The organism is Methylobacterium longum (assembly GCF_022179385.1).
In the GTDB taxonomy this organism is placed as follows: domain Bacteria; phylum Pseudomonadota; class Alphaproteobacteria; order Rhizobiales; family Beijerinckiaceae; genus Methylobacterium; species Methylobacterium longum.
Map to the genome: position 1 here is coordinate 49,292 of NZ_BPQS01000009.1, position 19,701 is coordinate 68,992.

Consider the following 19,701-nt stretch of genomic DNA (forward strand, 5'->3'; position numbering starts at 1 on the left):
AGCAGCTCACGAAGGGTGAATTCGGGCGTCCGGCAACACCCGGTCTTTCACGCCCGCTCAGTTCTTCACGACGAGCGGCCCCGCCTCCGCAACGGACAGCGGGAGCGGCGCGAGCCCGCATCGTGCCGCCGCGTCGGGTGGCAGGAGCGGGTCGAGCAGGTTGCGGCGGGCGGTCAGCATCGCCAGGGACCGTTCGGCCGAAACGGCGTCCTGAGTCGGCGCCGCGGCGAAGAGGTGCTCGAGGGCGAAGCGGTAGCGGGCGAGACGCAGGCCCGCTTCGACCCGCACCCAGGCGATCAGGCACCGGTTCTCGGCGACCCGCTGGACGGCCAGTCGCACGTCGGCATCGCCGAGGGTCTTGGCGAAGGGCAGGCTGCGCAGACGGGCGGCATCCGCGTCGATCACCCGGGCGGCAAGTGCGGTGAAGAGCGGGATCAGACGGGCATCCGCCGTGGCATCGTCGCCGAGCTGCCTGTAGCGGGACACCGGTGAGCGGGACGGTTCGGCGGTCAGCGCCTCGTAATAGGCGCCGATCGCGTCGACGCGCCACGTCGGCGGCGTGGCGTGCGCGGTCGCGAGACCCAGCACGGCGTCCTCGAAGGCCGCGAAGGTCCCGGCGGGCTGGACGAAGCGCCACGCGCGGTCGCGCAGGGCTAGCTCGTCGTCGGTCAGCCCCGAATCGAGGAGCAGCCGCCCGCGATCATGGGTGCTGAAGCTGCCCGTGGTGTCGATGAGGCCGTTCCAGACGCCGGTGCGCGGGCGGCCGAAATCGCCGGTCTGCGTGCAGGCAGCCAGGAGGGCCAGCGTCGCCGCCGTGGGCAGGAGGCTGGCTGCCGTCCGGAAACGGCCGTGCCGCGGGCGGTCGGGGATCGGCATGGGAAACCGTCGGTGTCGTGGCGCGGCCGGCCGGAAGGGCCCCGTATGGTCTCAGGAGGCGAGGCGCTCGTAGCGCACGCCGAGGAACAGCAGGATCTCGCCGCGCTGCTCGCCGGAGCGGACGATCCGGCGGGTTCGCCGGGCTTCCGTACCGGGAAACGGGATGAGGGCCGCCGTGGCGGCGCTGTTCACTTCGTGCAACGGGTCGGATGCACGGTCCGACGACGGCGCGCTGCACGGCTCCTGCGGCTTGATGACGATCATGATCTCCGGCTCCTGTCGGCAATCCGAGCTTCTGGCCCGGGCCCGGGAGGGCGTCGGCAAGGGCTACCCCGGCAATCCATCACGACGTGGTTAACGGACTCTTTCCGCGCCTCCGGCGGTGGGCGATGCGTTTCCGTACGAGTTGGCGCGCCACTTGCTTCGCTTCTGTCGCCCATGGCGGGCGTTTCCTCCCTTCGACTTGGGGCCCTGTTCGATCGCGGACGGGGCCCACTTCTCGCCGCGACCCCGCGTCGTGCGGCCGGACCGCCACAGTGCGGCGAAGCGTTGCCGCAGCGATCCGCCTTGGAACCCCCGCGAACCTGCGGCGCTTGCATACCGCCCCGCACGACCGATATGCCGGTCCCGGGTGGAGGGGGGACCGCCGCATCGGTTCTCCGCCCGAACGAGATTTGAGGACACCGCTGTATGCGACTGGTTCCGGAACGATCCCTGCGCGCTTCCCGCCGTGGACTGACCATCGCGGCGCTGGCGCTGTGTGCGCTCACAGCCGGCCCGGCCTACGCTCAACGCGAGGATCAGGGCCTGCAGCTCGGCTGCGCGAACGATTATTTCCGCCTCTGCGCCGGTGTGGATCCGAACAGCCAGGATGCGGATCGCTGCATGATGCGCAACCGCAAGCGGCTGTCGGCCGAGTGCCGCGCGGCGATCGGCGATTATGACAAGCGTACGGGCAGCAAGTCGCTGTCCGACGAGTGAGACGGCCTCCGGCCGCGATGTCCGCCGCTGGCGAGGGGCGTTTGTGATGAGCCTGACCGTCGCGGTCCAGATGGACCCGATCCAGAACATCCGGATCGCGGGTGACACCACCTTCGCCCTGCTGCTGGAAGCCCAGCGGCGGGGACACACGCTCGTCTACTACACGCCCGATCGGCTCTCGATGCAGGGCCGGCGCGTGACCGCGCGGGTCGAGCGTCTGAGCGTCCAGGATGTCGAGGGCGCGCATTTCACCCTCGCGCCGCCGGAGCGGATCGACCTCGCCGAGGCCGACGTGGTGCTGATGCGCCAGGATCCGCCCTTCGACATGGCCTACATCACGGCCACCCACATGCTGGAGCGGATCCACCCCGAGACGCTGGTCGTCAACGATCCCTTCGAGGTGCGCAACGCGCCCGAGAAGCTGTTCGTCCTCGACTTCCCCGAGCTGATGCCGCCGACCCTGATCAGCCGCGACAAGGCGGAGATCGAGGCGTTCCGGCTGGAGCACGGCACCGTGGCGATGAAGCCGCTCCACGGGCATGGCGGCGCGGCGGTGTTCAAGGTCACCGAGAAGGATCCGAACTTCGGCTCGATGTTCGACTTGTTCGCCACCACCTTCCGGGAGGCCTGGGTTGTGCAGCGCTACCTCGACCGGGTCACCGAGGGCGACAAGCGCATCATCCTGGTCGACGGCGTGGCGATGGGCGCGGTCAACCGCGTGCCGGCCGCCAACGACATCCGCTCCAACATGGTCCGGGGCGGCGCCGCCTCGGCCTCCGAGCTGACGGAGCGCGAGCGTGAGATCTGCGCGACGATCGGCCCGGAACTCGCAGGCCGCGGCCTGATCTTGGTGGGGATCGACGTGATCGACGGGCACCTCACCGAGATCAACGTCACGTCCCCCACCGGTATCCGGGCGATCCAGCGGCTGGGTGGCCCGGACCTGTCGGCGGCGGTGTGGGATGCGATCGAATCGCGCATCGCAGCCCGCAAAGGCGTCTGAGGCCTTCATCCGTCGCGACCGGCCCTGCCCGGAACCTTCAGCGGCGGCAATCCGGACGGGCCGCGGACGCGACGTCGCCCGACGGGATCAGCGAGCCGGACGGCCTGTACCGGACGGGTCGCCGGGCTCAGGTCTCCGCCTTCGGCGTGGCGCTGAGTTCGGCCCAGTCGAACTCCTCCTCCAGCAGATAGTAGGCGTCGTCGCCGATCCGGCCCATCCGGCGCAGGGACAGCACGGCATCGCGAGCGGCCTCCACGGCGCGGCGACGGGCGGCGTCCGCCGGCAGGCTCTCCGGCGCCAAACCCTCCTCGTGGACCTCGGCCTCGGCCAGCGCCGCGCGGAATTCGGCGCGCAGCGCGTCGGTCGCGGGCTCGTCCTCCGCGTCCGTAAGGCTCTCCAGGGCGGCCTTGTAGGCGGCGGCCCGGGCGCGGCCGGTCTCGCGCCCGACCGGGTCGTCGTCCTCCAGCTTCAGGTGAGCCAGCAGCGGGCGCAGGGTCAGGCCCTGGATGATCAGCGTGCCCAGCACGGTGAAGAAGGCGGTGAACACCACGAGGTCGCGGTGGGGGAACTCGGCCGGCAGGGCGAGGGCGGCCGCCACCGTGACGATGCCGCGCATGCCCGCCCAGGACAAGGCAAGCCCCGGCCCGAGCCGCGCCGGCGCGCCAGCCTGCCGGATGCCGAGCCCGCGCATCCGGGTGGTCGGCAGGATCCAGGCGAGGCGGGTCACCACCACGGTGGCGAAGGTCGCGCCCGCGAGGACCAGGGCCTGCCACGCATCCGGGCCGGTCAGTCGTTCCCGGATCGGGTCGATCTGGATGCCGATCAGCACGAAGGCCAGGACGTTGAGCACGAACACCGCCGTGTCCCAGACCGCGTAGGAGATCACCCGGGCGCGTGGCGCCGTGATGCCCGGTGCCCGGCGGGCGACCGTGATCGCGAAGGTGACGATGGTGAGCACCCCGGACAGCTCCAGCCGCTCCGCGGCGAGCCAGATCCCGAAGGCGACGACGAACTGCATCACGATCGCACTGGCCGGATCCGTCACGCGCCGGGTCAGCGCGACGAAGATGAGGCCGAGGACGGGTCCGACGACGAGGCTCGCCACCACGCCCAGGAGGAAGATCGGCGCCACCTCCGCCGGGTGGAAGGTGCCGGCCATCGCGGCCGCCACGCCGAGCCGGTAGATCAGCAGGGAGGCCGCGTCGTTGAGCAGGCTCTCGCCGCGCAGGATCGTGGCAAGGCGATGGGGCATCGGCGCGTGCTTGAGGACCGCCAGGGCGGCCACCGCGTCGGGCGGCGCGACCACCGCCCCCAGCACGATGCAGGCGGAGATCGGCATGTCCGGCACGAGCAGCCGCGCGACGACCGCGACGGCGAGCGTCGTCACCGCGACCGCGCCGACGGCGAGCCCCAGCACCGCCCGCCAGTTCTCCTTCATGTCCCGGACTGAGGCGTCGAACCCGGCATCGAGGAGGACGGGCGCGAGGAACAGGGCCAGGGCGAGTTCGGGATCGAGCCGCAGGTTCGGGACGCCGGGCACGAAGGCGAGGCCGACTCCCCCCAGGGCCAGGAACGCCGGATAGGGCGCGCCCAGCCGGCGGGCCAGGGCGGCCAGGAGGACGGCGCCGAACAGGACGCCGACAACCCACTCGAAGATCAACATATTGCGGAAAGAGGCGGCGCGCCGTCACCGTTCCCGGCTGCGCCGTCGCAGGCCGGCTCAATACTGGACGGTCGCCCGTACTCCGAGCACCGCCGCGTTGCGCAGACGGCGCCCGTCGGGCCCGGCGATGCCGGCGCCCGGATGGACGACGTATTGCGCGTCCGGCTGCACCGTGAAGCCCGGCACAACGACGGCCTGATAGGTCGCCTCGATGACCGCCTCGGCGCGGCGGCGAGGCATCGGCATACCCGAGTAGAGGATCGTGTCCCGGTCGGCCCGCTGGGCCTCGTCGCTGATGCGGGCATAGGCGAAGCTGAGGCCGATCGTGTCGTCGTCGCGCCCGTCGAACAGGCCCTTGTAGGCGAGCCCCGTATCCACGTAGGCGTCGATCAGGCTGGAGCGTGTGGGCGACCACGCCGCGCGCACGAAGAAGCCGAGGCCCTCGTCGTCCTTGCCGGATTCCCGGTAGAGGGTCTGGTCGTAGACCGCGTAGAGGCCCGCATTCCCGCGCACCGGACGGCCGATCCCGCTGGCGTTCGGGTCGGCGAGCGGCACGCCGGTGATATCGAAGCGGAGGCTGTCGAACCGGCCGAAATGCTGCCACCCGCCCAGGGTGATGTCGCCCGGCAGCCCCTTGGATCCGGGGGCGATGTTGTACGCGTAGGTGGCCTCGGCGATGAGCAGGGCCGGATCGTGCAGGCGGAAATTCGTGCCCGTCCGGTCGAGGCGCTGTGCGTCCGGGTCGTCCCCCGGGCGGTTGGCGCCGGCCGGATCGCCGTCATAGAGCCCGACCTGCAGGGAGAAGCCGTTGCCGGGCACGTATTTGGCCCGGATCGCCGGTGCCGCGAGGGGGTAGGCCGGTCCGCCGCTCGGCAGGTCGAGCCCGGTGATGGCCGGCCAGCCGAAGGTGGAGTTCACGAACAGGGTCGCGGTCTGGCTGACGACGAACTCGGTGTCGGCGGCCTGCTGGCCGATCCGGATCCCGAGCTGGCCGTCCATCAAGCTCTGGTTGAACCAGAGCACGTAGAGGCGCGTCGCGGGCAGCGCCTCGATGACGCTCGTGGTCAGCAGGTTGCCGACATAGTAGCGCGATAGGCCGGTGCCGTGGATGAAGTAGGCGTTGGCGTGGACCGTGGCCCCCGCCCAGCCGGCCAGCCGGTCGAGGTCGAGGTTGAGCCGCAGGTTCAGGCGATCCTCGACGATCGCACCCTGCCGGACCCCGCCGATCGGATTGCCGAGCACGTCGACGATGTAGGTCAGGCTGTACTGGATGCCCCGCTCCCTCAGGAGGGGGCGGATCCCCAAGGGGTCGCCGCGCGGCCCGAGATACGGTTCCACCGAGCGGACATAGCCGCCCGAGGCTTGGCTGGTCGTCTCCGGCTGGGACACCGAGATGCGGGGATCGGCGCCCGCGCCCTCGAAGGGTGTCGGGACGTGCTGCTGGGCGGCGGCAGGCACGGCCCACAGGCCGAGAACGAACCAGGATGTGAGTATCCGGAACATTGTCCGCTTCTGGGGGACTGCACGGGCTCTTTATAGCACGGCCGAACGCCTGAACACGCTCGGCCTTTGCAGGACGCACAGGCTCGCCTAACCCTGCGGCTGGTAGAGCACAGGATCGTCGATGCCCGAGACCCCCGTCTTCACCACCGCGGCCGTCGCCGCGCCCCACCGCCTCGCCGCGCAGGCCGGCCAGACCGTGCTGGCCCAGGGCGGCAATGCCATTGAGGCGATGGTGGCGATGGCCGCCTCCATCGCGGTGGCCTACCCGCACATGAACGGCATCGGCGGCGACGGTTTCTGGCTGGTGCGCGAGCGCGGCGGCCGGGTGCGCGGCATCGAGGCCTGCGGGCCGGCGGGGCGCCTCGCCACGCTCCAGCGCTACCGCGAGAAGGGCTACGACACGATCCCGGCGCGCGGTCCCGATGCCATGGTCACGGTCGCGGGCGCGGTCGGCGGCTGGCGCCTCGCCCTGGAGCTGGCACGGGCGCTCGGAGGCCGCCTGCCGCTGGAGACGCTGCTCGCCGACGCGATCGGACAGGCGCGCACCGGGGTGCCGGTCTCACCCTCCGAGGCGCGCTACGTGCCCCAGGAACTCGATACGCTCCACGACGCCCCGAACTTCTCGAAGACCTTCCTGAAGGACGGCAAGCCCTATCCGGCCGGCGAGATCCGGGCCCTGCCGCGTCTCGCCGCCACCCTGGAGCAGCTGGCCCATGCGGGTCTCCGCGATTTCTACCGTGGCGATATCGGACGGGAGATCGCCGCAGATCTGGAACGCCTCGGCGCCCCGGTCACCCGGGCGGACCTGGAGGGCTTCGCGGCGGCCGAGCGCGCGCCGCTGGCGATCCGGCGGCGCGGCGCGACGCTCTACAACTTCCCGCCGCCGACCCAGGGGCTCGCCGCGCTGCTGATCCTCGGCATCTTCGACCGGCTCGACATCGCCGAGGCGGAGGGCACGGCGCATTATCACGGCTTGATCGAGGCCACGAAGCGGGCCTTCGCGATCCGCGACCGCGTGGTGACGGATTTCGGCCGCCTGCGGCACGACCCAGCCGCCTTCCTGACCCCGGAGCGTATCGCCCGCGAGGCGGCGCTGATCGACATGCGCCGCGCCGCGTCGGTGCCCCTGCCCGATCCGGGTCACGGCGACACGGTCTGGATGGGCGCGATCGACACGGACGGGCTCGCCGTCTCCTACATCCAGTCGGTCTACTGGGAATACGGCTCCGGCACGGTCCTGCCGGCTACCGGCATCTGCTGGCAGAACCGCGGCATGTCGTTCTCGCTTGATCCGACGGCCGTGAACCCGCTGGAGCCGGGCCGGCGCCCGTTCCACACGCTGATCCCGGCGCTCGCCGCCTTCGACGACGGCCGGGTCATGAGCTACGGCAGCATGGGCGGCGACGGGCAGCCGCAGTTCCAGGCGCAGATCTTCAGCCGCTACGCCGATTACGGGATGTCGGTGGCGGACGCGGTCGATGCCCCGCGCCTCCTCTACGGACGCACCTGGGGGGCGCCCTCGCTGAGCGTCAAGGTGGAGGACCGGTTCGATCCGGCCTGCATCGCGGCCCTCGGCCGCCTCGGCCACGAGATCGAGGAGCTGGGCGGCGCCTACATCGACTCGCTGGGCCACGCCGGCATGCTGGTGCGCCATGCACGCAACGGGCGGATCGAGGCCACCCATGATCCCCGCTCGGATGGCGGAGCGTTGGGACTGTGAGGCCGGGGTCGCGTGCGCGGTCGCCGGAGACGGCCGCTCACGCGGCCTGAGCGAGCCAGCAGGCGGCGCGCAGCCGCACAACACCGCCTTGCGCGTACGGTCGCAGAATCTTCGTCACCGCCGCTTCGGCTCGCGCTCGCAGATCCGGGGCGGCCTCGCGGATGAGGTGCGAGCTCGGGCCGAGGTCGAGGGAGACCCGGGTGGCCGCGTCGGTCGCCGCCGCGTCGGTCGCGCCCTGTCCGACGACGATGTCGCGGTCGAGCGCGTCGCAGGTGACGCGCGCGAACCCGGCGCCGCGCAGGAGCGCGACCAGCGGGTCGGCATCGGCGAAGCGGAACGGTCCCGGCGTGTCGGGCTGAGGCGGCGGCGGAATCTCGGGCAGGAGCGGCAGCACCGCGTCCCGCGGCACGCTCACCCAGAGGTTCTCGGAGAGCGGCCGCCAGCACAGGAAGGTCAGCCGGCCGCCCGGCTTGAGCATCCGTCGCAGGTTGGCGAAAGCGCGACCGGAATCCGAGAAGAACATCACGCCGAAACGCGAGAGGGCGATGTCGAAGTGCCCGAGATCCGCCCGCTCCACGTCGGCCTCGACGAACCGGATCGGCGCGGCACCTGACGCCTCCCCGGCGACGCGGCTCCTGGCGACGGCCAGCAGCGGCGCCGAGATGTCGGCTCCCGTGATGGCGCCGCCGGGCCCGACCCGACGCGCCGCCTCCAGGGTGGTGGCCCCTGAGCCACAGCCGATATCGAGCGCCGTGTCGCCGGGATCGAAGGGCAGGCGGGCGAACAGCGCCTCCGTCAGCGGGACGAACATCCCGTCGAGGACGGCCTGATTGCGCGCCCAGCGCGCGCCGACCTCGCCGTTCCAGTACTCGGTCTGGGTGATGCCGCCCGCCATGATCGCCTCCGTCAGACCGTGGTCGTGGCCACTGACAGTTCGGGCTTGTGGTTCAGGGTCTGGAACACCACGCAGTAGCGCTCGGTGAGCTTGAGGAGCTGCGCGAGCTTGTCCTCCGGCGCGTCGGTGTCGAGTTCGAAGAACAGGCGGATGCTGCGGAAGCCCACGGGCGCCTCCTTGTCGACTCCGAGGGTGCCGCGGAAATCCAGGTCGCCCTCGGCGCTGACCGTGCCCGAACGGAGCGGGATCTCCAGGGCGGTGGCCACCGCCTTGAGGGTCACGCCCGCGCAGGCGACCAGGGCCTCGAGCAGCATGTCGCCCGAGCACAGCTCCGCGCCCGATCCGCCTGTCGCCGGATGGAGCCCGGCCTCCGCGATGGCGCGCCCTGTCTCGACCTTGCAGGCGATCTTGCTGTCGTCCAGCGTGCCTCGGGCCTTCAGGGTGATGACCGCCGCGTCCGGCGCGGTGCGGTACTTGTCCTTGATCGGAGCCTGGAGGGCTCGCAGCGCAGTGGCATCCATGGCGTCGTCCTCTCGAATCGGGTTCGCGCCCGCTTCTCGGCGGCGGGCCGGCCGGAACGCTCCGGCCGCGGCGGGGCTCCGGTATAGGTGGACGGGATGCGGACGAAAAGCGGCCCTCAGGCGCGTTCGGTGAGCGCCGCCACCGCCTCGGCCAAGGCGTCAACCTGGGCCTCGTCATGGGCGGCCGAGAAGGCCACCCGCAGCCGTGCGGTCCCGGCCGGCACCGTCGGCGGGCGGATCGCCACGACCAGGAACCCGGCCGATTCCAGCGCGGCCGAGATGTCGAGCGCCGCCTGCGCCTCGCCGACCAGGACCGGCACGACGGCGCTCTCGGCCTCCGGCAGGCCCAGCCGGGCGGTGAAACGCCGGGCGAGAGCCACGGGCCGCGCGCGCCGTTCGGGCTCCGCCTCGAGGATCGTCAGGGCCTCCAGGGCGGCGGCGGCCGAGGCCGGGGGCAGACCGGTCGTGTAGACGAAGCTTCGGGCGCGGCTCGTCATCAGGTCGATCACGGGCCGTGACGCGCAGAGGTAGCCGCCGTAGGAGCCGAGCGCCTTCGACAGGGTGCCCATCTCCAGCGGCGCCCGCGGCCCGTCCTCGACCACGCCGATCCCGTGGGCGTCGTCCACGAGCGTCCAGGCGTCGAAGCTTTCCGCGACGCCCAGGATGTCGCCGAGCGGCGCCCGATCGCCGTCCATGCTGAACACCCGCTCGGTGAGCACGAGGGCGCGCCCGTGATGAGACCGGTGCTCGGTGAGCTGCGCGGCGAGGTGGCCGACATCGTTGTGGCGAAACGTGAGCACCCGCGCGCCCGACAGCCGCGCGCCGGCCCACATGCAGGCGTGGGACAGGTCGTCGAGCAGGACGAGGTCACCGCGCCCGGCCAGCGCCGGGGTGATGCCCAGATTGGCGAGGTAGCCGCTGCCGAAGATCAGGGCGGCTTCCACGCCCTTGTGCCGTGCCAGCCGCTCTTCCAGGGCGCCGAGATACGGGTGGTCGCCGGTCACGAGCCGCGATCCGCCGGCGCCCGCACCGTGGCTCGCCGCGGCAGCCTGTGCCGCCGCGATCACCCGCGGGTGCTGCGAGAGACCGAGATAATCGTTGCAGGAGAACGAGACGAGCGCCCGTCCCCGCCGGGTCGCCGCCGCATCCGGTCCGCGCTCGGTCGGCGTGAGCCGGCGGCGCAGGCTGCCGGTTTCCAGGGCGTCGAGTTTCCCGCGGGCGAAGGCGTCGAGGCTGTCCATCAGGTCGGGATGGGAGCCGCCGCGGCGGCAAAGTCAAGCGGTGGCCGCCGAACCCTTGACCCCCGTCCGGAGCCCCACCATGCCGGTCGCATGATCCGCGAAGCGCCCGCACGCCATCTCTGGCGGCCCTACACGCAGATGCGCCGCGCCCCGCCGCCGCTGGAGGCGGTGGCGACGCGCGGCACCCGCATCGTGCTCGCCGACGGCCGCGAACTCGTGGACGGCATCGCCTCCTGGTGGACGGCCGTGCACGGATACAATCACCCGCACATAGCCCAGGCCGTGACCGACCAGCTCGCCCGCATGCCGCACGTGATGTTCGGCGGCCTCACCCATCAGCCGGCCGAACGGCTCGCGGCCCGGCTCGCCGCCCTGCTGCCGGGCGACCTCGACCACGTCTTCCTGAGCGATTCGGGTTCGGTCGCCGTGGAAGTCGCGCTCAAGATGGCGGCGCAGATGTGGATCAACCGCGGGGTGAGCGGTCGGACGAGGGTCCTGGCTTTCCGCGGCGGCTACCACGGCGACACGATGGGGGCGATGTCGGTCTGCGACCCCGAGGAGGGCATGCATCGCCGCTTCGGCGCCTACCTGCCCGACCAGCTCTTCTGCGACCTGCCGCGGAGCGCGGCCGAGACCACGGCGCTCGACGCCACACTGGCGGCGCATCGCCAGACCTTGGCGGCCGTCATCGTCGAGCCCCTGGTCCAGGGCGCAGGCGGCATGCGGATGCACCCGCCCGAGGTCCTCGCTACCGTCGCCCGCCTCGCCCGCCATCACGGTCTGCCGCTCATCGCCGACGAGATCTTCACCGGCTTCGGCCGGACCGGAAGCCTGTTCGCGTGCGAGCAGGCCGGGGTCGTGCCCGACATTCTCTGCCTGTCGAAGGCGCTGACCGGCGGCACCATGGCGCTCGCCGCCACCGTCGCGCGCGGGGAGGTCTTCGAGGCCTTCTGGTCCGAGGATCCTGCCGCCGCGCTGATGCACGGCCCGACCTTCATGGCCAACCCACTCGCCTGCGCGGCGGCCAATGCCAGCCTCGACCTGTTCGAGACCGAGCCGCGGCTGGCCCAGGCGCGCGTCATCGCGCTCAGGCTCGCGGACGGGCTGGAATCCCTGAGACGCGTGTCCGGCGTGGCCGATGTCCGGACCCTTGGCGCCATCGGCGCGGTACAGTTCTCCCGGCCGCCGGATCTCGCCGTCCTGAAGTCTCGGCTGCTCGACCGCGGCGTCTGGGTTCGGCCGTTCGGCGACATCGTCTATCTCACGCCCGCCCTCACCATCGCGGACGGGGATCTCGACCGCTTGACCGACGCGGTCGTGGCCGTGGTGACCGATCTGGGTTCTTCGGCCGCGTGACGGGACTCGCCGCGGTGCGAAAGAAAGCCTGCCGCCCCGGCCTGCAACCCGGAACCGTTTCTGCCGTTGGGCCTACGGCAGAAGACGCGTGCGGCGGCCCTCACGGCCGCATGCTGCCGGAGGGAGTAAACAGTGGCGAGTGAGCAGACGGGTATTGGCGGCGATCGGCCGGTGATCCTCCTCGTCGAAGACGAGGCGCTGACGATCATGGATCTCGGGGACGTTCTGGAGGAAGGCGGCTACGACACGGTCCAGTGTGCTTCCGCCGAGCGGGCGCTCAGCATCCTGCAGGCGCGCCCGGATATCTGCGGGCTCGTCACGGACGTCCAGCTCTCGGGCAAGACGGACGGGTTCGACCTCGCGAGTTCCGTGGCCGAGGCGCGGCCGCAACTGCCGATCCTGATCGTCTCGGGACGGGCCGCGCCCGATCCGGCCCGCATGCCCGAGCATGCCGATTTCATCGCCCGGCCGTGCACCGGCGAAGATATCCTGGATCGGCTTCAGCGTCTCATGCACTGCTGAGCGTCCGGCCCCGTCATCGCAGCGTCACCGGCCACCGCCACAGGTCCTGGGCGGCCGGCGACGGGGGATGGACGGTGCAGATTCAGGATCATCCGGCGGCCGCCGGCACGAACTCGGGCGTTCCGGTGGGCGATAACCAGAAACGCGATCGTCACGACGAGGACCGACCGCCGCTGTCGTCCAAGAAGATGCGGCCACCCGGTGTTCGCAGCGTCGGCTGGGCGCTGGTGCAGGCGGCGCGCCTGCATCGGGCTCGCACCGGCGACCGCTTGGCCAAGCTCGGCTTGTTCGCCGGCCAGGAGCAGGTGGTTCAGGCGCTGGCCGCGGCCGGCACGATGACCATGGGCGACCTTGCCGCCCTGTTGCGGGTGCGTCCGCCAACCGCCTCGAAAACTGTGACGCGGCTGGCGGCTCTCGGCATCGTCGAGCGCCGGGCCGAATCGGGCGATGGACGCGTGGTTCGCGTCCAGCTCACGGAATCGGGCCTCGCGAAGGCCGCCGCGATCGAGCGGATTCAGGAAGAGGTCGAGGCCGAGCTGCTCGACCACCTCGACAAGACCGACCGCCGACGGCTCCGCAAGCTCCTGCGCAAGGCCGCGCGTGGATTGGCCGAGGCCGCCGGCGCCGCAGGTCAGACGACCGAGGCCGACGCCGAAATCGAGGCGGAGGACGATAGCGAGGGGTTGGCCACCTGAGCGGCCACGCTCCTGCCGCTTGGCGCGACGCCGGGAGCGGGTGTGGCCGGTCCCGGTAGGGCGCGGGATCGATCGGTCCCTGCCAGGCCCTAGTCTCGATCAGGCAGGCATCCAGCGCCGCCGCGAGCGCGGCCTCGTGCCTGCCGGTGGCGACGAAAGCCAGCCCTTGACCTCGGTCACGCCAGACTCCGCTGGCGACCGGCCATCGCCGCCGCAGTACCGCCGACCACCCGCGCCCCCGGCGCGGAGATCCAGGGGCGGCGCTCGAGAGGATGATCTGGCCGACCCGATCGGGCCGCGACGACAGCCAGAGAGCGCCCTTGGCCCCGGTCATGCCGGGCCGAATGGCGTTGACGAGGGCGCTGAGGCGCTCAGTCGATGACGATGACCAGCGACGCGGCGGCCGTCATGGTTGGTGAGCAGGCGATTGAGCAGATATGTCGGACTGGCTTCGAGGAAGCCTGGTAGGACCACAATCGGAACGCCGGAATCCCCCTGCAACATCAGGGGATGATAGTGTTATAACGTATCACAGTCATGGGCAGCGTGATCCCGAGGAGTGAAGGGGCGCGCATGTTGTTGCAACGATGTAACGTTTCTGGGCAGCTCGAAGGGAGCGCCGGATTACCCCTTGCGCCAACTCGTTCCAGCGCGACAATGAAACGATATAACACTGTGTGAGTCTCGATGTTTCTTTCTCGCCGCTTCGGCCTTCTCGCCAGCACGGTCCTGTCCTCGACCCTCTGCGCCGGCCTTCTGGGCATGTCCGTCGCCCAGGCCCAGCAGGCCGTGGCGCTCGACGAGATCAGCGTGACGAGTCCGAGCCCGATCCAGGCGCCGCGCGCGGCGCCGGTGGCCGATGCCGCGGTTCCGCCTGGCGTCCTGCCGGTGGCGACCAACACGTTCTCGCCCGTGACGGTGGTGACGCAGGACCAGATCGCACGCGATCAGCCCCGGACCCTGGGAGACGCCCTGTTCGATCGGCCGGGTATCTCCGGGACCAGCTACGCGCCAGGCGCAGCCTCGCGACCGATCATTCGCGGCCTCGACAACGCCCGGGTGCGCATCCAGGAGAACGGCATCGTCAATGGCGGTGTGTCCGACCTCGGCGAGGATCACGCCGTGCCGGTGAACCCGCTGGTGGCCGACCGGATCGAGGTGATCCGCGGCCCCGCAACCCTGCGCTACGGCTCCGGTGCGATCGGCGGCGTGGTCTCGGCCGACAACAACCGCGTGCCGACCTTCATCCCCGCGAACGGGATGCAGGGACAGGTCACCAGCGGCTTCTCCAGCGTCGACAACGGTCGCCTCGGCGCCGCCACGGTGGATGCCGGCGGTGACGGCGTCGCGGTCCACGCCGACGGCTACAAGACCGCGAATGACAGCTACGCGATCCCCGGCGGGATCCAGCGCAACTCCTACAACGAGTCGCAGGGCGGCGCGGTCGGCATCTCGGCGATCGGCGACCGCGGCTTCGTGGGCATCTCCTTCAGCCACTACGACGCGGTCTACGCGATCCCCGGCGGCGTGGCCGAACAGGACCGGACCCGCCTCACCCCGAACCAGGACCGCATCCTGTCGCGGGGCGAATACCGCCCGCTCGACGGCCCGTTCGAGGTGATCCGCTACTGGGCGGGCTACTCGGTCTACCGCCACAACGAGGTCGGGATTGGCGATGACGGGATCGAGGGCGTCCAGGCGATCTTCAAGAACCGCGAGGCCGAGGGGCGGCTGGAACTCCAGCACGTCCCGGTCTTCACCGAGTTCGGCAAGCTCACCGGCGCGTTGGGCTTCCAGTCGGACCGGCGCGTGATCAACACGCAGCTCGAGTCGTTCCTGCCCAAGACGGAATCCCGTGCCAACGCGGTCTACCTGTTCGAGGAGCTGGAGCTGCGCCCGGGCACGCGGCTCCAGGCGGCCGGGCGCTACGAGGTCGACCGGCTGTCGAGCACGGCCGCCCAGTTCCCCGCCGACTACGTGCCGGTCGATGGCCAGGAGCCGTTCCAGTACGCGCGGACCCGACGCTTCGCGCCGAAGAGCGCCAGCATCGGCGCCCTGCAGGACCTGCCCTACGGCTTCGTGGCGAGCCTCACCGGCTCCTATGTCGAGCGCGGGCCCACGGGCTACGAGCTGTTCTCGCAGGGGCCACACGACGCCACCGCGACCTTCGAGATCGGCAACCCGAACCTCAAGAAGGAGCGGGCTCGGACCGTCGAGGCCAGCATCCGGCGGGCCGAGGGACCCTTCCGTCTCGACGCGACCGGCTACTTCACGCGCTATACCGGCTTCATCTACCGCAATTACACCGGCCTGACCTGCGACGACGATTTCGCCTCCTGCGGCGTCGGTACCGACAATCGGCAGATCGTCTACCAGCAGCAGAACGCCACCTTCTACGGCGCCGAGATCATCGGCCAGTATGACCTCCTGCCGGTCGGCAACGGCTTCGCCGGCATCGAGGCGCAGTTCGATTTCGTCCGCGCCCAGTTCGACAACGGCGCGAACGTGCCGCGCATCCCGCCCTACCGGGTCGGCGGCGGCGTCTATCTGCGGGCCGACGGGTGGTTCGCGCGGGTGAACCTGCTCCACGCCTTCAGCCACGACGCGACCGCGGTGTACGAGACGCCGACCCCCGGCTACGACGATTTGCGCGCCGAGTTGAGCTACACCAAGGCGGTCGATCCCGCCGTCTACGGGGCGAGCGCGATCACCCTCGGGGTCCAGGGACGCAACCTCCTGAACGACGACATCCGCAATTCGACGTCGTTCAAGAAGGACGAGATCCTGCTGCCCGGACGGAACGTGCGGCTGTTCCTGACGGCACGGTTCTGAGAGCCTGCCCTCTCGCTGTCGGTGCTCATCCGACCCGCGCCTCGTCCTGGGGGGCGGGCGCGCAGCCTTCGCCGCGAAGGCGGCCTTTAGCCGGCTATGGGACTCCTGGAGGGCTCCGTCGAGGCCTGCTGTCGCGGGCGCCTCACCATGAGTGGCGTCGATTGGTTGTCCCGGTGTCGACGGCGTCGTCGCTTCGCTCCTGTCGGGATGACGAGAAGGAGCATCAAGCAGACAGGCTGCGGCGCAGCCTACGCCAGTCCGCGACGATGCCCGTCACGGCGATCCCGGTTGCCAGGAGGTTCAGGATCCACTGGGCCGCGTCGTGCAGCCGACGATTGCCGGTAAGCCCGGGCAGGTCGAGGCGGTGCGCGGCGTCGAACAGCCATCGGTTGATCCGGCCCGAGCGATCCAGGCGCTGGAGGATGGTTCCGTCCCGGGGATCGACATGAAGCCAGGTGGAGGAAGGATCTCCGAACTGCAGGCGCAGCACCGGAAGCGGTCGCGGATCGGAACCGTGCGGGTACCAGTACAGATCATAGGCGGTCAGCTGCTCCGCCGTTCGCAATCCTCCGCCGGGCAGGGCCGCGCCGGCGGCCTGCACGATCGCCGCTGCATCGAGGATCGAGCCGTCATCCGCGCGGTGCGCCGAGAGGCCAGCCGCGCCCTCGGCGACGATCCACCAGGCCCCGCCGATGGCGGCGAAGCGCAGCACCCGGGTCCCCGGTTCGGCGAAGCCGCGCAGGGTCCCGGCGTTCAGGCCGAAGACTGGCGGCGCGCCGGCATAGGCGGCGCGGATCTCGGCGGGCGCGGCGCTGGATGCGAACCACCGGTTCGGGTTCATCGAGATCCAGCCGCTGAGGATGAACGTGCAGAGCCCGATCCCGCCCGCGAGGCCGAACAGGTGGTGCCAGCGGGCGAGCCCGCGATACGGCGTCACGGTCCCGCCCGCGTAGCGGCGCCGAAGGCGCAGGCGCCAGATCCCGATCGCGAGGCCGCTCAGCGCCCCCAGGGCGGCGAAGCCGGACAGCCACAGCAAGACCGTCCGCCACAGCTCCGCCCGGGCACGTAGCGGCGTGAGATAGATCCAGTGCGCAACGGCGCCCACCCAGTTCCAGGCCCGCTCGAACCGCGTCGTGTCGAGGGCGATCTCGCCGGTGACCTGCGAGACGTAGAGTTCGGTCCCCGCCGCGTCGCCGAGGGCGACCTTCCGGAAGGGCCGCAGCGGGTCGTACCGGGCCGTGACGGTCCACTGGTCGCGGACGACCGGCTCCAACCGCGCGTTCGGGAACCCCTCGGCCGCGAGACGCAGTGCGTCTTCGGGCGGCAGCGGGCCGAGCCGCCCGCCGGTCCGCGCCGACACCGTCGCTCGGGCGCCGTCGCGGCCGGCGATCCGGTACACGGGCTCCGCGCCCTGCATCTCCAGGGCGAAGTCGGTAGGCGTGCCGGTAAGCCCACTGGCGCGGAGCGCGTCGCCGGGCGCCACGGCGACCTGATCCCACGCGATCGGGGCGAGCCGCGCCGCGCGCTCGGCCGCGGTCAGCGTCGGGAACGGCACGTAGAGCATCACCAGCCCGGAACCGATCCACGAAGCGAAGAACAGCCCCGCGGCGATCCCGGCCCAGCGGTGGAACAGCAGCAGCCAGCGTCGTCCTGCCTTGCCGAGCCGCCGCCGCAGGCTCACCACGTCACCGTGTAGGCGACCTCGACCGAGCGGGGGCGCCCGAGGAGCCAGTTGGTCCCGATCCCGTTCACGGCGTTGCCGCTGATCGCGTAGACCTTGTCGAACAGGTTGTAGACCCGCAGGGACAGGCGCGACTCCGCCGTGACCTGATGGTCGAGAACCGCATTGATGAGGTTGTAGGCCGGGCGCCGCGCCGTGTTGCCGAAGTCGCTGTAGACCTGTCCCACGTTCTGGAGCCCGATCCGCGCAGTCCAGTCGCGGTGGATGTCCCAGGTCAACCAGAGATTGGCCACGCGCTCGGGCACGTCGATGGGCTGGTTGCCGACATAGGAGACGGTGGTGCCGTTCACGCTCTGGTCGAACCGGTCGTACTGCGCGTGCAGCAGCGCGAGGTTGCCGTCCAGCCGCCAGCCCGGAGCAAAGCGCCAGCCCAAGGCCAGCTCGAATCCCTGCGAGGACTGGCTCCCCACCTGCGTGGACAGCGTCGGCTGGCCGGGGATTGCCGAGATCAGGTTGTCCTTGACGATCCGGTAGCCCGCGATGGTCCATTCCACGGCACCGTCGAAGGCAAGACCCTTGGCGCCGATCTCGACCTGATCGCCTGTGGCGAGCTTGAAGCCCGCCAGCGACTGGTTCAGCGTGATCAGGCTGTTCACCGGGTCGGTGGCGAAGCTGTACTGGGCGTAGAGCGCGCTGTCCGGCGTCGGGTTGTAGACGAGGCCGAAGCGGTAGCCCAGCGCCCGGTAGGTCTTCTCGAATCGCGATCTCGTCTGCAGGTCCTCCCGATTCAGCGTCGGCACGTCGAGGCGCACGCCGGTGAGGAACGAGAGCTTGTCCGACAGGATCAGACGGTCCTCCGCGAAGACCGAGGCCTGGCTCGTCTGCGTTGCGTAGGCAGGCCGCGCCCGGCCGTTCTGCGGGAAGACGCCCGGATCGTAGCCTACGAGGGGCACGCTGGTGGTCTGGTCAAAGTAGAAGTTGTTGGTGTGCCGGAAGTCGATGTGGTTCACGTCGAACCCGGCCACGAACTGGTTGGGCAGGCCGAACAGGCTGCCCCGGAACGTCGCGTCGAGCCGATCCCCGACCTGCTCCTGGCTGTGGTAGATCTCCAGGTAGTCGCCCCGGTTCACGAGTCCGGTGCCGCGGTTGTAGCTGTACTGCTCGACGTCGAGCCAGTGGCGCCGGCTGGTGAGCCGGTAGGCGGTGTTGCGGATCGTAATGTCGGCCGAGGGGGACCATTCGGTCTTGATCTGGGTCCAGTTGTCGGCCCAGGTGATCTTCGCGTCGCGGACGTTGTAGTTGTTGAACCGGATCAGATCCGGGATCCGTCCCTCGACCAGCGGCGTGCCCCAGTAGCGGGCGGGCTCCTGGTAGCCGAGATCGTGGCTCAGGGTGATGGCGAGGTTCGGGCTCGGCTGGAACAGGAGGGCGGCCGAGACCGCGAGGTTGCGAAAATCGCCCTCCGGCCGGATCCAACCGTCGGCGCGGTTGCCGCTGACGTTGAGGCGATACGCGAAGGTGTCGCCGAACTCGGCTTGCCCGATCGGACCGCCGGAATCGAGGGCGAGGCGCGCGACGCCGTCGGTGCCCACCACCGCGCGGGCGGTGTTGATCGGAACGAAGACCGGCTTCTTCGGGACCACGTTGATGACGCCGCCGATGGCGCCGTCGCCGTAGAGCACCGAGGACGGCCCGCGCAGCACCTCGATTCGCTCGACGTTCCACGTGTCGAACGGGAAGGTCACGGTGTTGGCGCCGACGTAGAAGCGCGTGCCGTCGTAGAGCTGCTGGATCGAGTTCGGGCCAGCGAAGCCGCGGGACGTGAACGCGCCGTTGCCGTTGCCGGGCGCCGCGATGGTGGTGATGCCGGTGGCGTCCTGGGTCACAGCGTCGGCGATCGTGTCCTGGCCGCGCAGCCGCGCGGTCTCGCCGGACACGATATCGAGGCTGGCCGGGGTCTCCAGCGGCGTCAGGCCGACACGGCTCGCAGTCCGGTCGGGCGTGCGCAGGTTGAGGCCGTTCGGCGGAAGGCGGCTCGGATCGCCGCCTGCACCCGCGACGGACAGTTCATCCAAGGTGACGGTCTCCTGAGCGGCGGTCGGACTGGCGAGGAGCGCGAGGAGAAAGCCGCAGAGCGGCGCCGTCCCGGTGAGTCTGGGGCGATGGGGCGATGAAGGCATGAGGGAAGCGGTCCGTGCGCGGCGCGCGCCGG

Annotated in this window: 16 protein-coding genes; 7 read left to right on the forward strand and 9 right to left on the reverse strand. The window is 70.8% G+C overall.

Annotated features, from left to right (window positions below):
• Positions 1–57: 57 nt before the first annotated feature.
• Together MFF58_RS10830 and MFF58_RS10835 are read right to left on the reverse strand one after the other, a co-directional pair.
• Positions 58–876, reverse strand: coding sequence for a hypothetical protein (locus MFF58_RS10830; protein WP_238287214.1), 819 nt, complete (start codon positions 874–876; stop codon positions 58–60).
• A gap of 51 nt (positions 877–927) precedes the next feature.
• Positions 928–1,140, reverse strand: coding sequence for a hypothetical protein (locus tag MFF58_RS10835; RefSeq protein WP_238287215.1), 213 nt, complete (start codon positions 1,138–1,140; stop codon positions 928–930).
• 426 nt (positions 1,141–1,566) lie between these two features.
• On the opposite strand from MFF58_RS10835, the gene MFF58_RS10840 reads away from it, so the two are divergent.
• Together MFF58_RS10840 and gshB are read left to right on the forward strand one after the other, a co-directional pair.
• Positions 1,567–1,857 (forward strand): hypothetical protein, encoded by a 291-nt coding sequence (locus MFF58_RS10840; RefSeq protein ID WP_238287216.1) that lies wholly within the window; start codon positions 1,567–1,569, stop codon positions 1,855–1,857.
• A gap of 46 nt (positions 1,858–1,903) precedes the next feature.
• On the forward strand, positions 1,904–2,860 hold the full coding sequence (gene gshB, locus MFF58_RS10845) for a glutathione synthase (protein ID WP_238287217.1): 957 nt from the start codon (positions 1,904–1,906) through the stop codon (positions 2,858–2,860).
• Positions 2,861–2,987: 127 nt separating this feature from the next.
• On the opposite strand, the gene MFF58_RS10850 is transcribed toward gshB, so the two are convergent.
• Positions 2,988–4,523 carry a cation:proton antiporter gene (locus tag MFF58_RS10850; RefSeq protein ID WP_238287218.1) on the reverse strand — a complete coding sequence of 512 codons (1,536 nt, stop codon included), beginning with the start codon at positions 4,521–4,523 and terminating at the stop codon, positions 2,988–2,990.
• Between the two features lie 57 nt (positions 4,524–4,580).
• Entirely contained in the window at positions 4,581–6,026 is a 1,446-nt protein-coding gene (locus MFF58_RS10855) for a carbohydrate porin (protein ID WP_238287219.1), read from the reverse strand.
• A gap of 121 nt (positions 6,027–6,147) precedes the next feature.
• On the opposite strand from MFF58_RS10855, the gene MFF58_RS10860 reads away from it, so the two are divergent.
• Positions 6,148–7,746 carry a gamma-glutamyltransferase family protein gene (locus MFF58_RS10860; RefSeq protein ID WP_238287221.1) on the forward strand — a complete coding sequence of 533 codons (1,599 nt, stop codon included), beginning with the start codon at positions 6,148–6,150 and terminating at the stop codon, positions 7,744–7,746.
• 37 nt (positions 7,747–7,783) lie between these two features.
• Here MFF58_RS10860 and MFF58_RS10865 read toward each other — a convergent pair whose 3' ends face one another.
• The 3 genes from MFF58_RS10865 to MFF58_RS10875 all read right to left on the reverse strand — a co-directional run bounded on the left by MFF58_RS10865 (position 7,784) and on the right by MFF58_RS10875 (position 10,403).
• Entirely contained in the window at positions 7,784–8,641 is an 858-nt protein-coding gene (locus MFF58_RS10865) for a class I SAM-dependent methyltransferase (protein WP_238287222.1), read from the reverse strand.
• An 11-nt stretch (positions 8,642–8,652) separates the two neighbouring features.
• Complete coding sequence (locus tag MFF58_RS10870; protein ID WP_238287224.1) at positions 8,653–9,162, reverse strand: OsmC family protein; 510 nt, start codon at positions 9,160–9,162, stop codon at positions 8,653–8,655.
• Between the two features lie 116 nt (positions 9,163–9,278).
• The gene (locus MFF58_RS10875; RefSeq protein WP_238287225.1) at positions 9,279–10,403 is read right to left on the reverse strand and encodes an aminotransferase class I/II-fold pyridoxal phosphate-dependent enzyme; all 1,125 of its coding nucleotides are present in this window, start codon (positions 10,401–10,403) and stop codon (positions 9,279–9,281) included.
• 90 nt (positions 10,404–10,493) lie between these two features.
• Between MFF58_RS10875 and MFF58_RS10880 the strand changes: the two genes are divergently transcribed.
• The 4 genes from MFF58_RS10880 (at position 10,494) to MFF58_RS10895 (ending at position 15,808) form a co-directional block, all read left to right on the forward strand.
• Complete coding sequence (locus MFF58_RS10880; protein ID WP_238287226.1) at positions 10,494–11,759, forward strand: adenosylmethionine--8-amino-7-oxononanoate transaminase; 1,266 nt, start codon at positions 10,494–10,496, stop codon at positions 11,757–11,759.
• A gap of 132 nt (positions 11,760–11,891) precedes the next feature.
• Complete coding sequence (locus MFF58_RS10885; protein ID WP_238287227.1) at positions 11,892–12,281, forward strand: response regulator; 390 nt, start codon at positions 11,892–11,894, stop codon at positions 12,279–12,281.
• A 125-nt stretch (positions 12,282–12,406) separates the two neighbouring features.
• A complete protein-coding gene (locus MFF58_RS10890; protein ID WP_238287379.1) occupies positions 12,407–12,976 on the forward strand; it encodes a MarR family winged helix-turn-helix transcriptional regulator in 570 nt (189 codons plus the stop codon).
• 687 nt (positions 12,977–13,663) lie between these two features.
• Positions 13,664–15,808, forward strand: coding sequence for a TonB-dependent receptor (locus MFF58_RS10895; RefSeq protein WP_238287228.1), 2,145 nt, complete (start codon positions 13,664–13,666; stop codon positions 15,806–15,808).
• 223 nt (positions 15,809–16,031) lie between these two features.
• Here MFF58_RS10895 and MFF58_RS10900 read toward each other — a convergent pair whose 3' ends face one another.
• On the reverse strand, positions 16,032–17,492 hold the full coding sequence (locus MFF58_RS10900; protein WP_238287229.1) for a PepSY-associated transmembrane domain-containing protein: 1,461 nt from the start codon (positions 17,490–17,492) through the stop codon (positions 16,032–16,034).
• Positions 17,486–19,669, reverse strand: a complete 2,184-nt coding sequence (locus MFF58_RS10905) for a TonB-dependent receptor (RefSeq protein ID WP_238287230.1) — start codon at positions 19,667–19,669, stop codon at positions 17,486–17,488. Before MFF58_RS10905 ends, MFF58_RS10900 begins: the two co-directional genes overlap by 7 nt.
• Positions 19,670–19,701 lie beyond the last annotated feature (32 nt).